Source organism: Nocardia veterana NBRC 100344 (genome assembly GCF_000308855.1).
Lineage (GTDB): Bacteria > Actinomycetota > Actinomycetes > Mycobacteriales > Mycobacteriaceae > Nocardia > Nocardia veterana.
The window spans coordinates 1-14,967 of record NZ_BAGM01000009.1 but is presented as its reverse complement, the minus strand read 5'-3'; the positions used below and the strand labels follow the sequence as shown (position 1 = coordinate 14,967).

The following is a 14,967-nucleotide window of genomic DNA, read 5'->3' as shown; positions in this document are numbered from 1 at the left end:
TACGTCCGATACGGGTTCACCCTGTGAGACATGTCATACCCCCAGGGGTATTGACCTGACTCGCCGCACTTCGCCCCGCCCTGTTTGCGGCCGAACGGCCCGCCGCCCGAAAACGAGTAGGGCCCGCCGGTCGTGACGACCGGCGGGCCCTGCGCCGAAAGCGATCAGTCCCGCAGTTCCGGCGGCAATCCGAACAGCGGGAACAGTCGGTCGGTATCGAGGAAGAAGTTCAGCCCACTGATCGCCGGACCGTCGAACTCCAGGACCGTGATCGACCAGGGCGAGAACACCCCCGGTTCCGCGGTCGGCTTGTACTGGCCGAAGGCGGGAAGTCCGTTGGCACCCTCCAGCGGAACCAGGCGCGAACCCCGGCAGGCCGAAGGGCCGGGCGACTGCATGAACCGCGCGACGTTCTCCGGGCCGGAGACCCACAGCTCGATGGGCGGCATGGACAGTGCGACATCCTGTTTCAGGAGCGAGGTCAGCGCGTCCATATCGTAGGCCTCGAAGGCGCGAACGAAACCGTCGACGAGTTTGCGCTGCTGATCGTCGGATTCGTCGTAACCACCCGACGGCGACGGCTGGACCTTCGACATCGTCGCCCGGGCTCGTTGCAGCGCGCTGTTGACCGAGGCGGGCGACATCGTCAACATCTCGGCCGTCTCGTTGGCGGAGAATCGCAACACCTCACGCATGATGAGAATCGCACGCTGGGTGGCCGGCAGATGCTGGCAGGCGGCGACGAATGCGAGTCGCAGCGAGTCCTTGGTGCTGGCATGTTCGGCCGGGTCGGCGCCGAAGGCCAAGGCGTTCGGAATCGGTTCGACCCAGACGTAATCCGGCTGCGGCGGCGGCAGCGGACTGTCCGGGCTCGACGGCCCCGACAGATCCATCGGGCGGGCCCGGCGTTGCGGACCGTCCAACATGTCCAGGCAGACGTTGGTCGTGATCTTGTACAGCCACGAACGCAGACTGGACCGGCCTTCGAAGGAGTCGTAGGCCTTCCAGGCCCGGGTGAACGTCTCCTGTACGGCGTCCTCGGCTTCGAACGAGGATCCGAGCATCCGGTAGGCGTAAGCACACAGCTCCCGCCGATAGCCCTCGAATTGCTGCAGCACGTCGTCGACGGTGCCGGCGGAAGCATTTTCGCTCATGCGGATCACTGTGGCACAGGGCACCGACAGAAAACACCCCGAAATCGGGGGCATCGATCGCATCCGCCAGGCTGAGCAGGCAGCACCGCTGCGATGGCGAATTACGCCATGCGCGGCCCCCGTGCGACGGGGCGGCGACGAAATGAAATCGCCGCGCTCGGAACCCGAGGCCCGAACGCGGCGAGAGCGATTGCCCGTTATTTACTTCGGCGAGCTATCTATTTCGACGGAACCTGCGACTCCTCGTCGGCGGGCCGCGACTGCGCGTGTTCGTTGGCCCAGCGGTAATCCGGCTTACCGGCCGGCGAGCGCTTGATCTCGTCGACGAACCACAGGCTGCGCGGCAATTTGTAGGACGAGATCTCCTTGGTCAGGATCGGGCGCAGCTCCTCGAGGGTCGGGCGGTTGGCACCCCGGCACTGGACGACCGCCGCGACGCGCTGCCCCCACCGCTCGTCGGGCACGCCGATCACCAACGCGTCGAAGATCTCCGGATGACACTTCAGCGCGCCCTCGACCTCTTCGGGGTAGATCTTCTCGCCGCCGCTGTTGATGCTGACCGAACCGCGACCGAGCATGGTCACGGTGCCGTCCTCCTCGACGCGGGCGAAATCACCCGGGATCGAGTAGCGGATCCCGTTGAACTCCTTGAACGTCGCCGCGGTCTTCACCGGGTCGTTGTAGTAGCCGAGCGGGATATTGCCGGTCCGGGCGAGTACGCCGACCTGCCCGGAACCGGGCGCGACGGGATTGCCCTGTTCGTCGAGCACCGCGGTGGACGCATCGATCTTGACCCGCGGGCCGCCGGTGTGGGTGGCGCCCTTCGCCGCGACCGACAGTCCGCCGAACCCGGTTTCCGACGAACCGATGGAGTCGGTGATCACCGTATTGGGGAGCAGCTCGATGAACTCGTCCTTCAAGGCCGGCGAGAACAGCGCCGCGCTGCTCGCCATCGCCCACAGGTTCGAATGCTGGTATGGCGCACCGGTTTCCGGGTTACCCTCCTTGAGCGCGTCGAGCATCGGCCGCGCCATCGCGTCACCGGTGATGAAGATCAGATTCACGCCGTGGCGATCGATCGCCTGCCAGACGCCGTGCGCGCTGAATTCCGGCAGCATGATCGTCTTCCCGCCGTCGAACAGGCCGTGGAAGGTCGCCGACTGGGAGCCGCCGTGAATCATCGGCGGAATCGGATAGCGCACCATCTGCGGCCCGGCGGCGCCGGCCTTGGCCTGCTGCCATTCGTCCTCGATGGCCTCCCCGGTCACGAAGTTGATGCCACCGCCGAGCACCCGCCACCAGTCCTCGTGCCGCCACATCACGCCCTTGGGCATGCCAGTGGTGCCGCCGGTGTAGATCATGAAGATGTCGTCGTTGGAGCGATCACCGAAGTCCCGCTCACCCGACGAGGCCGCCAGTGCCGCTTCGTATTCCACCGAATCCGACGGCAACGGCACCTCGGCTTCGGTACCGTCGTTCACTACGACGACCGTCTTCAGCTTCGGCGTGTTCGGCCGCACGGCCGACACCTTGTCGCTGTAACGACGCTCGTGAATCAGCGCGACCATATCGGAATTGTCGAAAATGTATTGCAACTCGTTCTCGACGTACCGGAAGTTCACGTTGATCATTACTGCCCGCGCCTTGAAGATCGCGACCATGGCCTCCACGGCCTCGATCGTGTTGCGCGAGTAGATGCCGACCTTGTCACCCGGTTGCACACCCTGTTCTTGCAGGTAGTGCGCAAGTCGGTTGGCTCGATCCTCCAGCTCGGCATAGGTCACCGAGCGGACGTCGTCGGCCAGCGCGACACGGTCCGGCACGAGGTCGATGGTGTGTTCGACAAGGTCCGCTATGTTGTAGCTCACAGGACCAAAATAGAACGTGTTCTCTCTGCTGACAAGACCTAATTAACGCAGTTTACTAATTCGGTGGAAGCGCCGAGGAGTTTTCCCGGAAGGCGTATTCTGCCGACGACGTCGAGCCCGCCCGGCTCGTTCCGGGCGGGCTCGTGGGCAGTGTTGCCTCCGCTGTGGCTACGCGGAGGCGTACCGCTCGCGCAGTCTGCGTTTGGACAACTTGCCGTTCGGATCGCGCGGCAGTTCGGGCAGGTAGTCGATGCTCTTCGGCAGTTTGTATTCGGCCAGGCGGCCCGCGGCGAACGCCATCGGTTCGCCGGTGAGCGCCTCGTCGCCGACCACGCCCTCGGCCGGTTGGACGACCGCCTTGACCTCCTGACCCCAATCCGGATGCGGCACACCGAACACCGCCACATCGGCGACCTTCGGATGCGTGATCAACTCACCCTCGTTCTCGGCCGGATAGATGTTCACACCCCCGGACAGGATCAGGTCGGACCGCCGGTCGTGCAGGAACAGATATCCGTCCTTGTCCAGGTGCCCGATGTCGCCGACGGTGAACAGATCACCGACGCGCGCGTCCTCGGTCTTGGCCCGATCCCGGTGGTACTCGAAGCTGGATCCGCCCATCTTCAGATACACCTGGCCGACCACACCGGCCGGTACCTCCGCGCCGGTCGACTCCGGTCCGATCAGATCGGGATCCTCGCCGGTCAACGGACGCCGAACTCCCTTGGGCCGTCCGGTCGTTCCCGAGGTGTACAACATCGGCGCCCCGGTGGTGTGCACGTCGGGCCGGCCGGACTCGCCCCGGCCGAGTTCGGCCAGCGGCTGGAAGCCTTCGATGGAGCCGACCGAATACCGGTCGCGCGCAGCGATATTCGCCTCGTCCGCGGCGATCGTCGCGGCCGCGGCGAAGCGCTCGTCGGCCACGAACATCCGAGCCTCGCTGTCGCCGAGGATGTAGGCGACCTCGGAACCGGTCAGATGCCGGTTCACCGCGACGATGTACAGCCCGGCCTGGTAGGCCGCGCAGTACACCGCCAGCGCCTCGGTGCTGTTGGGCACCATCGACACAGCACATCGCCGGGCCGCAAACCCTTGGCCTGCAGACCGCGCGCGATGCGGTCGGCCTGCTCGGCCAACTCCCGATACGGACCTCCCGCCCCGAGGGATCCACGATGGCGATTCGGTCGGGGGTGTCGGCCGCGATGTTCCACAGGCCCAGCCGGGGCGTCGGCGCCATCGAAGTCATCCCTCGAATTTAGAACGCGTTCTACTGCTGAACAAGGGGCGCCAACCGCTGCAGCTGACCGACGTCACGGACCGTCACCAGTAGCATCCCGACCCCGGCCGCCTCCCAGACCTTCAGCTGGGAACGCACATGATCCTCGTCGCCGATGATCGCCGTATCGAGGATCAACTGGTCCGGGATGACAGCGGCGGCCTCGTCCTTGCGGCCGGACCGGAACAGCCGGGTGATCTCGTCGACCTCCGCGCCGTAGCCCATCCGGCGGTAGACCTGGGCGTGGAAGTTCAGCTCCTCGGCCCCCATGCCCCCGATGTAGAGCGCCATCACCGGTTTGATCCGGTCGATTTCGGCGCGGGCGTCGTCGGTGATGATCACCTGGCAGCTCGCGGCGATCTCGAAATCCTCTCGCGAACGCCGAGCACCCGGCCGGGAGAAGCCCTCGTCCAGCCACTCGTCGTACATCCCGGCCAATCGCGGGGTGTAGTAGATCGCGAGCCACCCGTCGGCGATCTCGGCGGTCAGGGCCACATTCTTGGGCCCTTCGGCACCAAGCCAGATCGGCAGATCCGCACGTAGCGGATGGGTGATCGGCTTGAGCGGCTTACCCAGCCCGGTCGAACCCGGCCCGGCGTAGGGCAACCGGTAGTGCACACCGTCGTTGATCACCGGCGCCTCGCGAGCGAGCACCTGCCGGATGATGCCGACGTACTCCCGGGTCCGCTGCAACGGCTTGGCGAACGGCTGGCCGTACCAGCCCTCCACCACCTGCGGCCCGGACACGCCGAGGCCCAGGATATGGCGGCCACCGCTGAGGTGGTCGAGGGTCAGGGCGGCCATCGCAGTGGCGGTGGGTGTGCGCGCGGACAGCTGGACCACCGAGGTGCCCAGCCGGACCCGGTGCGTGGACGAACCCCACCACGCCAGCGGCGTGAAGGCATCCGAACCCCACGACTCGGCGGCGAAGACGGCGTCGAAGCCGGCCGCCTCGGCCGCCACGACCAACTCCCCGGCGTTGGGCGGCGGCCCCGCGCCCCAATATCCGAGCTGCAATCCGAACCGCATCGTCGACTCCTTCCACCGAGCCCGTAGCCGGACACCTTTCCAGGTAGCTCTTGCCACCAGAATAAGAACCTGTTCTACTCGATATCGTGACCAATGGGAACACCATGACCGGCGCAATCGCGAAAGGCAGCGGTCCGGAAGCGGAACCCGCACCCGAGGTACTCAGCGCCGAACTACGAATGAAGTTCGACTACACCCGCTCGGTCGGACCGACCATCGGGCGGTTCCTGACCGGGTTGCGCGAAGGCCGGATCGTCGGCGTCCGCGGCAGCGACGGCCGGGTGATCGTGCCACCGGCGGAATTCGATCCGGTGACCGCGCAGGCGTTGACCGACTTCGTCGACGTCTCCGATGTCGGCACGGTGCAGAGCTGGAGCTGGGTCGCCGATCCGCTGCCCGGCCAGCCGTTCGACCGGCCGTTCGCCTGGGCGCTGGTGAAGTTCGACGGGGCCGACACCGCACTACTGCACGCTCTCGACGTGGCCTCGCCCGAGGAGGTCCACACGGGTATGCGGGTGCGGGTGCGCTGGGCCACCGAACGCACCGGCACCATCCACGACATCGCCTGCGTCGAGCCCGGTGACACCTCCGCGGCGCCGTCGGATTCCGTTGCGGGTGAACCCGTTACCGGCATCATCACCCCGATCGACCTGCGCTACAAGCACACCGCCTCGCCGACCGAGACCAAGTATCTGAAGGCACTCGCCGAGGGCCGGCTGCTGGGCGGGCGCGCCGACTCCGACAGCAAGGTCTACTTCCCCGCACGCGGTGCCGATCCGATCGACGGCCGGCCGACCGACGAGATGGTCGAGGTATCCGATACCGGCACCATCACCACCTTCTGCATCGTCAACGTGCCGTTCATGGGTCAGAAGATCAAGCCGCCGTTCGTGGCGGCCTACGTTCTGCTCGACGGATCCGACATCCCGGTGCTGCACCGGGTGCTCGGCTGCGATGCCGCCGACGTGCGCATGGGCATGCGGGTCAAGGCCGTGTGGAAGCCGCGCGAGGAGTGGGGTTACACGTTGGAGAACGTGGACCACTTCGAGCCCAACGGCGAGCCGGACGCGGACTACGAGACCTACCGGCACCATCTCTAGAAGAGGCGAAACACCTTGAGCGACAACGCAACAGATATCGCGGTGGTGGGGTTCGCCCACGCGCCGCACGTCCGCGAAACCTACGGCACCACCAACGGTGTCGAAATGCTGGTGCCGTGCTTCCAGCAGCTGTACGAGAAGTTGGGCATCGGCGTCTCCGATATCGGCTTCTGGTGCTCCGGATCCTCCGATTACCTTGCCGGTCGCGCCTTTTCGTTCATCTCCGCGATCGACTCCATCGGCGCGGTGCCGCCGATCAACGAATCGCATGTCGAGATGGACGCCGCCTGGGCCCTGTACGAGGCGTGGGTGAAACTCCGCTCCGGGCAGGTGGATACGGCCCTGGTCTACGGTTTCGGCAAGCCCTCCGCGGGCACCCTGCGGCAGGTGCTGACCCTGCAGATGGATCCGTATCTGGTCGCCCCGCTGTGGCCGGACGCGGTGTCGGTGGCCGGTCTGCAGGCCCGCGCCGGACTCGATGCCGGGGTGTGGACCGAACGCGATATGGCCGCCGTTTCCGCGGCCGACGAGGCCGAGATCGAAAAGCGGCTCGCCGCACCGTATGTCGCGGCTCCGCTGCGCGAACACGATATCGCGCCGATCACCGACGGTGCGGCCGCGATCGTGCTGGCCCGCGGCGACAAGGCCCGCGAACTGTGCGAGCGACCCGCTTGGCTCACCGGGATGGCGCATCGCATCGACACGCCGATGTTCGGCGCGCGCGATCTGACGACTTCGCCCTCGACCGCGGCGGCGGCCCGGGCCGTCACCGGTGGTGACACCGGCGGTTTCGACATCGCCGAACTGCACGCGACCTTCAGCCACGAGCAGCTGATCCTGAAACAGGCCATCGGCCTCGGCGAGGCCACCCGCATCAACCCCTCGGGTGGTGCGCTGGCCGGTAATCCGATGTTCGCCGCCGGGCTGGAACGCATCGGCTTCGCGGCCGACGAAATCATGAACGGCAACGCCGACCGAGCCCTGGCCCACGCGACCAGCGGCCCGGCGCTGCAGCAGAACCTTGTGGCCACCCTGGAGGCACGATGAACGACAATGCGCAGCCCGGTTATCGGGCCGACCGGGTGCGGGTGTCCCGCAAAGCACAGGAGGCACGATGAGTAACCACGCCGCTGTACTCGGCACGGGACAAACCCATCACGTGACGAAACGGACCGATGTCTCGATGGCCGGAATGTGCCGCGAGGCAATCGATCGCGCCCTCGAAGATGCCGACCTGACCATGGCCGATATCGACGCGGTCATCGTCGGTAAGGCGCCGGACCTGTTCGAGGGCTCGATGATGCCGGAGCTGTTCATGGCGGATGCCCTGGGCGCCACCGGAAAACCGCTGCTTCGCGTACATACCGCCGGTTCGGTCGGCGGATCGACCGGCGTGGTTGCCGCCAATCACGTGCAGGCCGGCGTCTTCCGCCGGGTGCTGGCGATCTGCTGGGAGAAGCAGTCCGAATCCAACGCCATGTGGGCGCTGTCGAACCCTGTGCCGTTCACGATGCCCGTCGGCGCGGGCGCGGGTGGCTACTTCGCGCCGCACGTGCGTGCCTACATCCGGCGAGCGAACGCGCCCCTGCACATCGGCGCGATGGTGGCGGTGAAGGATCGCCGCAACGGCGCGAAGAACCCCTTCGCCCATCTGCGGCAGCCCGATATCACCATGGAATCGGTGCTCGCCTCCCAAATGCTCTGGGACCCGGTGCGTTTCGACGAAACCTGCCCCTCCTCGGACGGCGCGTGCGCGATCGTGATAGGGGACGAGCAGTCGGCGAGGGCCGCCGAGGCATCCGGCAAGAAGGTCGCCTGGGTGCACGGTACGGCCATGCGCACCGAACCGCTGGCCTACTCCGGCCGTGACCAGGTCAACCCGCAGGCCGGTCGCGATGCCGCGGCCGCGCTCTGGCAGCAGGCCGGAATCACCAATCCGCTGGAGGAGATCGACGCGGCCGAGATCTACGTACCGTTCTCCTGGTTCGAGCCGATGTGGCTGGAGAATCTGGGCTTCACCCCCGAGGGCGAGGGCTGGAAGCTGGTCGACGCCCGCGAGACCGAGATCGGCGGAAAGCTGCCGGTCAACCCCTCGGGCGGGGTGCTGAGCTCCAACCCGATCGGCGCCTCCGGGTTGATCCGGTTCGCCGAAGCGGCCAAGCAGGTAATGGGCCGGGCCGGCGATTACCAAGTCGAAGGCGCTCGAAAAGCATTCGGCCACGCCTATGGTGGCGGTTCACAGTACTTCTCCATGTGGGTGGTGGGTTCGGAACCGCGGTGAACGCGTATTCCGGACGGTATTTCCGGACCGCCGGAAAGCCACCGGAACGCTACGGAAAGCACATTTGCAATTCCATCAGCAAATTCACCGATACCGCCGAGCCGGGAGTTCGAGATGACCACTACCACAACCACCGAGCATCCGGCGCGCACCGCCGGGCGCGCGTCGCAGGCCGCGGTGCGCGCCCGGGACAAGGCCGCGTGGCTGGCGCTGTTCGCCGAGGACGGCATCGTCGAGGACCCGATCGGGCCTTCGGTGTTCGATCCCGAGGGTGTCGGCCATCGTGGCCACGAGGCGATCGCCGCGTTCTGGGACAAGGCGATCGCCCCGACCGAATCGATCGACTTCGTCTTCGGGGATTCCTTTGCCTGCGGTAACGAGGTCGCGTTCACCGGCCTGATCCGCACCCACCTGGGCGGACACGTCATCGACGCCGAGGGCGTATTCACCTACAAGGTCGACGACGCCGGGAAGATCGTGGCACTGCGCGCGTTCTGGGAAACCGATCGCGCGATGGAAACCATGCGGAAGGAATAGCGCCGGACCGGACGCGGAAAGGGCGGGCACCGTGGGTGCCCGCCCTTTCCGTGTCCAGGTCCATCAGCCCGACGACCAGGCCGACCACCGTCTCACGACACGCTGGAGTCCCGGAGAGGCGGCACTGTCTTGTAATCGACCTGGAACTCCTTGATGCCGTTGAGCCAGCCGGAGGTCAGGCGCTGCGGATCACCGAGTTTGGTGATGTCGGGCAGATGGTCGGCGATCGCGTTGAAGATCAGATCGATCTCCAGTCGCGCCAGGTTGGCGCCGATGCAGAAGTGAGCGCCGGTTCCACCGAAGGACAGATGCGGGTTGGGGTCCCGGGTGATGTCGAAGGTGTAGGGATTCTCGAACACCTCCTCGTCGAAATTGGCCGAGCGGTACATCAGCAGCACGCGCTGGCCCTTCTTGATCTGCACCCCGGACAGTTCGGTATCCACCAGCGCGGTCCGCTGGAAGGAGCTGACCGGAGTTGCCCAGCGGATGATCTCGTCGGCCGCGGTGGCCGGCCGTTCCCGCTTGTAGAGCTCCCACTGATCCGGATTCTCCAGGAATGCGATCATGCCGTGGGTGATGGCGTTGCGGGTGGTCTCGTTACCCGCGACCGCCAGCAGGATGACGAAGAACCCGAATTCCTCGGAGGTCAGCGCCTCCCCGTCGATATCGGCGTTGACCAGCGTGGTGACGATGTCGTTGGCGGGCTCGGCCTTGCGCGCCTCGGCCATCTGCCAGGCGTAACCGAGGATCTCCATCGACGACGCGGCCGGATCGGCGTCGCTGTCCGGGTCGTCGTATCCGGTCATCTCGTTCGACCACTTGAAGACCTTCATCCGGTCCTCCTGCGGCACTCCGATCAGCTCGGCGATCGCCTGCAGCGGCAGCTCACAAGCCACCTGGGTGACGAAATCGCCGGCGCCCTGGGCCGCGGCAGCCTCGACGATCGATTTGGCACGGGCCGAGAGTTCGGCGCGCAACCCGTTGATGGCACGCGGCGTGAAACCCTTGGAGATCAGTTTGCGCAGCTTGGTGTGCTCGGGCGCGTCCTTGTTGATCAGGATGTGCCGCTGCAGCTCGATGGCCTCGCGCGGGATGTCGTCGTTGAAGCGGGGAATCGCGGTGTTCTCGTAGGTGGAGAAGTCGTCGCGCCGCGACACCTCCTTGACATCGGCGTGCTTGGTGACGACCCAGAAGCCGTCGTCGTGGAAGCCACCGACTTCCGGCGACTGCGGATTCCACCAGATCGGCGCGGTCCGGCGTAGTTCCGCGAACTCTTCGACCGGGACCCCACGGGCCCACATGTCGGGATCTGTCGCGTCGAACCCTTCGGGAAGGTTCGGAGCTACTTGGGCGTCAACCACCAGTTGTCTCCTTCGGCTAACTGAAACACGTTCTACCTTCATTGCAGCATAGGTGGTATCAGTAGTAAAGAAGCCATAGTCCGCCCTCAGTACATCCACAGAACTTGTTCCAGTTTCCGGGCTGATTCAGTCTCTGTTCGAAAGGTTGAAGTTATGGGCACCCCCGTCATCGTCGAGGCCGCACGCACCCCGATCGGCAAACGCAACGGCTGGCTCGCCGGCTTGCACGCCGCCGAGGTCCTCGGCGCCGCCCAGCGCGGCGTACTGGAACGCGCGCACCTCGACCCGGCCTTGGTCGAACAGGTCATCGGCGGCTGCGTCATGCAGGTCGGTGAACAGGGCAACAACGTCACCCGCACGGCCTGGCTGCACGCCGGACTCCCCTGGCAGGTCGGCGCCACCACGATCGACTGCCAGTGCGGATCGGCGCAGCAAGCCAACCACCTGATCGCCGGCCAGATCGCCCAGGGCGCGATCGAGATCGGCGTCGCCTGCGGCGTCGAATCGATGAGTCACGTGCCCCTCGGCGCCAACGTGGGCGAGAACGCCGGACCCCGGCGGCCCGCGAGCTGGGACATCGATATGCCCAACCAGTTCGAAGCCGCCGAACGAATCGCCAAGCGGCGCGGCATCACCCGCGACGACGTCGACGAATTCGGCGTGCGCTCACAGCGTTTGGCCGCCCAGGCCTGGGCGGAAGGCCGGTTCGACCGCGAGGTACTGACCATCACCGGCGCACCGCAGGTCGACAAGGAGGGCGTCCTCACCGGCGAGAAGCTCGACGTAGTCCGCGATCAGGGGCTTCGCGAAACCAGCCGGGAGAGCCTGGCGAAGCTGAAGCCGGTGCTGGAGGGCGGAATTCACACCGCCGGCACCTCCTCGCAGATCTCCGACGGTGCGGCCGCGGTACTTCTGATGGACGAACAGGCCGCCGCCCGAGCCGGGCTGAAGCCCCGCGCCCGGATCGTCACCCAGTGCCTCGTGGGCGCGGAACCGGAATTCCATCTCGACGGCCCGGTACAGGCGACGACCCGGCTGCTGGAGAAGTCGGGCATGAGCATCGCCGATATCGACCTGTTCGAGATCAACGAGGCCTTCGCCTCGGTGCCGCTGTCGTGGGCTTCGGTGCACAAGCCGGATATGGATCGGGTCAATGTCAACGGCGGCGCGATTGCGATCGGACATCCGGTCGGTAGCACCGGATCCCGGTTGATCACCACCGCCCTGCACGAGCTGGAACGATCCGACAAGTCGGTCGCGATGGTCCTCATGTGCGCCGGTGGCGCACTTGCGACCGGGACAATCATCGAGCGGTTGTAATACCGCACAGATTTCAACCGAGGTTGAACGTTCATCCTCACAGCGCGTGGACGTGTCGTACGCCACACAAACTGCGATACAGACAAAAGGATGAGACGTCAGCTATCTTTCGGTTATCGATGGCCCATTGAGCGAGACTCGCCCGACGGGCCAGAACCGGAGCGTACTGCCTCATGGCAAGTGAGGCGACGGCACCCCGCAAACGTCCCGATGCTGAACAGTTCCCGGACGGCCGACCTGGAAGCTTCAAGGAAATCCTGAATCAGGCGTAGGTTTTCAGTTACTCAGCCGCTAATATCAATGATACGTATCCGAGATAACGACTGTTAGTACAGCGAAGGGAATTGGGCGGCTCACAATGGCTGATTTCGCGGCGCGGCTGAACAAGCTGTTCGAAACCGTGCATCCCCCGGGGCGTAAGCCGCACACCAATGCGGAGGTGGCGGCAGCGCTCACCGCCTCCGGACATCCGATCTCGAAACCGTATCTCTCGCAGCTGCGGTCGGGGCAGCGGACCAACCCCTCAGATGAGACGGTTGCCGCACTGGCAAAGTTCTTCAAGGTCAAACCGGACTACTTCTTCAACGACATCTACGCCGCCAAGATCGACCATGATCTGGAGCTGCTGTCCCAGCTGCAGGGCTATGGACTGCGACGACTGTCGAGCAGGGCGTTCGATCTCTCCGAAGAGTCGCAGAACCTTCTGACCTCGATGGCCGAAAAGCTCCGGGCGAGTGAGGGTCTGCCCGAGGTTCCACCGGACGGCACGGAATAGCACGTTCCACAGGACAACACAGTGCGGTACTCGGAACCGCACTGTGTTTGTTTTGTGAATCGACCGAAGCGGCGACGCTTCGGTCTCTGTCGTGCGCTCGAACCATCGAACCTCCGCCATCAGTAGGCCGCACCATCATCGGCGCCGCCCGCCGCGTATCGGTCCCGATGCGGACGGCCCACTGATTCGGACGAACGGTCAATCAGTCTGTGCCGCAGCCGAGTTGCGCTCGGTGGCCGTGTGCTCGAACGCGCGCGCGATCGCCTGCACCCAGCCGCGTGGGCTCAACCCCTCCGGCGGGGCGATCCAGCGGGCGTCGACGATCTCGTCGCCGAGCGGATTGCGCGCCCACCGCGCCACCCGTTCGGCACGTTCGGTGACCGAGCGCGCGGGCACCCCGGCCGCGGCCAGCTCCAGTCCACCGCCGGTCTGCAGATACAGCGCGTCCATGATCTGCGCTACCTGATCGGAGGCCTTCAGCTGCGTGGCCGACACGGTCTGCTCATGGGCGACCACCTCGGGGAAGCGCTTGATCATCGTCCGATGCAGGGCCCGGATCTGCCGCAGCAACAGCCGCGCCCGCACCCACAACTCGATCACGATCCACACGGCGCCGACCGCGATCAGCAGACTCGCCAGCTGCCAGGCCGGCCAGAACCAGCCCGGATCGCCCGGGCGCACCGGAACCTCACCGATCGCCAGCCGCCGAACCGACAGGGCGGCAAGGATTCCCGCCACCGCGGTGCCCGTGGTGTAGAGCGCGATCCCGCGGCCCAGCGCCGTCCAGTCCAGATTGCGCAGGCCGGTCACCGCGATGAAGACACAGCCGATCAAGGTCATGATCCAGCCGAACAGAATCGACCAGGCGATGGTGGCGGCGATCACGACGGCCCCGAATCCGTAGACCAGCCAGGCGATTTGACGCAGATTACGGCGCGAGACCACCGGCCAGGCGGCCGCCGCCACCACGGAGGTGGCGACCGCGAACAGCAGCCAGGTCGCGACCACCAGGCGGTCGGCCAGCGCCTGCCCGCGAATCCCCTGCGGCAGTAGATGATCCACCGCCACCGCGATCTCCGGAATACCCAGCGTGGCGGCCGCGGCGACCGCGGCGACGGCGACGACGATCGCCACCCGGGCCGTGGTCGCCGGCTTCACCAGGACGCGGCCGATCCGCGCGCCGGCGGCCATCCAGACCAGCAGGGCCGTCAACCAGAACGTCATAGTTCCAATCCTGTGTCCGTCGTAACTGCCGAACCCGACCCGATGAGCCGGGCGGGCCCCGGATGACCGAGGGGGCCTCCGTGGTGACGCACGCTGCCGCCTCCGGCCCCTGACTCGCTCATCGGAGCCCTTCGCGGATGACCGAGGGGGCCTCCGTGGTGACGCACGCTGCCGCCTCCGGCCCCTGACCCGGTCATCCGAGGGCCTCGTCGAAGCGGAGCACCGAGACGCCGGCGCCGCGGTTGTTGAACACCCGGAGCCGGGTCATCAGCATGCTCGCGAAGGTCTCGGCCTCCCATTCGTACTGCTCGTCCTGACCGTCGTCGACGATCTGCTGGTGGGCGCGCTGGGAGAGCATGTAGGCGATCAGATCGTCGCTGGCCTCCAGGGTCACTTCGGCGGCCGGTTCACCCGGATGGTCGAAGACCACATGCCCCAGTTCGTGCGCCAGGGTGTGATCGCGGCTGGGCAGCGCGGCCGCCAGCACGATCACGTCCTTGTCGGGATAGCTGCGGCGCTGACCACAGACGCCCGGGCCGAGCTGCGCATCGGCGATCTCGATGAGGCGCCCGCGTTCGGCGGAGACCGCGAGCACCACCTCGTCCAGTGTGGTGGCGTCGAAATCGGCGGCCACCGCGCAGACCGCGTCCACGGCCGCGGCGACCCGACGGTAGGAGCGGCCCGTCTGAATCCGGCTCTCGGTCATCTCGCGGCCCCTCATGCCCTCGGTCCGAAGAACTCCGCGCGCGCGGCGTCGACCCGCGCCTGCGCGGCGGAAGCGCTCTGGAAGCTCACGGCGCCCGAACCGGCCGCGGCCAGCGCCATGGCCACCACACCACCGAGCACCGCCAACGTTTCGACCTCGGGCAGACCACTACTGCTGGCGGTCGGGCGTACCGCCGGATTCGGCTGGGCCAGTGCGGGCGCCGGTGCCGCGGGGGCGGCCGGGGACGCGGGCGGAGCGGCCGGTGGAGCGGCGGCGGGTGCGGGCGGAGCGGCGACCACAATCGGGGCGCCCGGGATACCCGACACCGCGGGAACC

General features: G+C 66.4%; 13 protein-coding genes and 1 pseudogene. 6 read left to right on the top strand and 8 right to left on the bottom strand.

Translation table 11 applies throughout. The annotated features are described in order from the left end of the window. Positions 1-164: 164 nt before the first annotated feature. The 4 genes from ON37_RS02555 to ON37_RS02540 form a co-directional block, all read right to left on the bottom strand. Positions 165-1,154, bottom strand: coding sequence for a sigma-70 family RNA polymerase sigma factor (locus tag ON37_RS02555; RefSeq protein ID WP_040716117.1), 990 nt, complete (start codon positions 1,152-1,154; stop codon positions 165-167). Positions 1,155-1,372: 218 nt separating this feature from the next. Next, positions 1,373-3,022: an acyl-CoA synthetase gene (locus ON37_RS02550; RefSeq protein WP_040716116.1), complete on the bottom strand. Its 1,650-nt coding sequence runs from the start codon at positions 3,020-3,022 to the stop codon at positions 1,373-1,375. Between the two features lie 168 nt (positions 3,023-3,190). Then, positions 3,191-4,084, bottom strand: a complete 894-nt coding sequence (locus tag ON37_RS02545; protein WP_245552960.1) for an AMP-binding protein — start codon at positions 4,082-4,084, stop codon at positions 3,191-3,193. 205 nt (positions 4,085-4,289) lie between these two features. Beyond that, positions 4,290-5,327, bottom strand: coding sequence for an LLM class F420-dependent oxidoreductase (locus tag ON37_RS02540; RefSeq protein ID WP_040716115.1), 1,038 nt, complete (start codon positions 5,325-5,327; stop codon positions 4,290-4,292). 104 nt (positions 5,328-5,431) lie between these two features. Between ON37_RS02540 and ON37_RS02535 the strand changes: the two genes are divergently transcribed. From ON37_RS02535 to ON37_RS02520, 4 genes are all read left to right on the top strand, one after another. Further along, positions 5,432-6,427, top strand: coding sequence for a Zn-ribbon domain-containing OB-fold protein (locus ON37_RS02535; protein ID WP_051031067.1), 996 nt, complete (start codon positions 5,432-5,434; stop codon positions 6,425-6,427). Positions 6,428-6,442: 15 nt separating this feature from the next. Further along, complete coding sequence (locus ON37_RS02530) at positions 6,443-7,474, top strand: thiolase family protein (RefSeq protein WP_040716113.1); 1,032 nt, start codon at positions 6,443-6,445, stop codon at positions 7,472-7,474. 67 nt (positions 7,475-7,541) lie between these two features. Then, complete coding sequence (locus ON37_RS02525) at positions 7,542-8,708, top strand: thiolase family protein (protein WP_040716112.1); 1,167 nt, start codon at positions 7,542-7,544, stop codon at positions 8,706-8,708. Between the two features lie 114 nt (positions 8,709-8,822). Next, positions 8,823-9,245, top strand: coding sequence for a nuclear transport factor 2 family protein (locus ON37_RS02520; RefSeq protein WP_040716109.1), 423 nt, complete (start codon positions 8,823-8,825; stop codon positions 9,243-9,245). 92 nt (positions 9,246-9,337) lie between these two features. Here ON37_RS02520 and ON37_RS02515 read toward each other — a convergent pair whose 3' ends face one another. Continuing rightward, positions 9,338-10,546, bottom strand: a complete 1,209-nt coding sequence (locus tag ON37_RS02515) for a cytochrome P450 (RefSeq protein ID WP_051031066.1) — start codon at positions 10,544-10,546, stop codon at positions 9,338-9,340. 213 nt (positions 10,547-10,759) lie between these two features. Here ON37_RS02515 and ON37_RS02510 point away from each other — a divergent pair, with 213 nt between their 5' ends. Together ON37_RS02510 and ON37_RS02505 are read left to right on the top strand one after the other, a co-directional pair. Further along, positions 10,760-11,926 carry a steroid 3-ketoacyl-CoA thiolase gene (locus ON37_RS02510; RefSeq protein WP_040716107.1) on the top strand — a complete coding sequence of 389 codons (1,167 nt, stop codon included), beginning with the start codon at positions 10,760-10,762 and terminating at the stop codon, positions 11,924-11,926. Positions 11,927-12,284: 358 nt separating this feature from the next. Continuing rightward, entirely contained in the window at positions 12,285-12,701 is a 417-nt protein-coding gene (locus tag ON37_RS02505) for a helix-turn-helix domain-containing protein (RefSeq protein ID WP_014348820.1), read from the top strand. 198 nt (positions 12,702-12,899) lie between these two features. Here the strand turns inward: ON37_RS02505 and ON37_RS02500 are convergent, their stop codons facing one another. The 3 genes and pseudogenes from ON37_RS02500 to ON37_RS02490 form a co-directional block, all read right to left on the bottom strand. After that, a complete protein-coding gene (locus ON37_RS02500) occupies positions 12,900-13,925 on the bottom strand; it encodes a hypothetical protein (RefSeq protein ID WP_040716106.1) in 1,026 nt (341 codons plus the stop codon). 193 nt (positions 13,926-14,118) lie between these two features. Then, on the bottom strand, positions 14,119-14,631 hold the full coding sequence (locus ON37_RS02495) for an ImmA/IrrE family metallo-endopeptidase (RefSeq protein WP_040716105.1): 513 nt from the start codon (positions 14,629-14,631) through the stop codon (positions 14,119-14,121). 11 nt (positions 14,632-14,642) lie between these two features. Beyond that, positions 14,643-14,967, bottom strand: a pseudogene (locus ON37_RS02490) (cell surface protein); the annotation flags it as partial.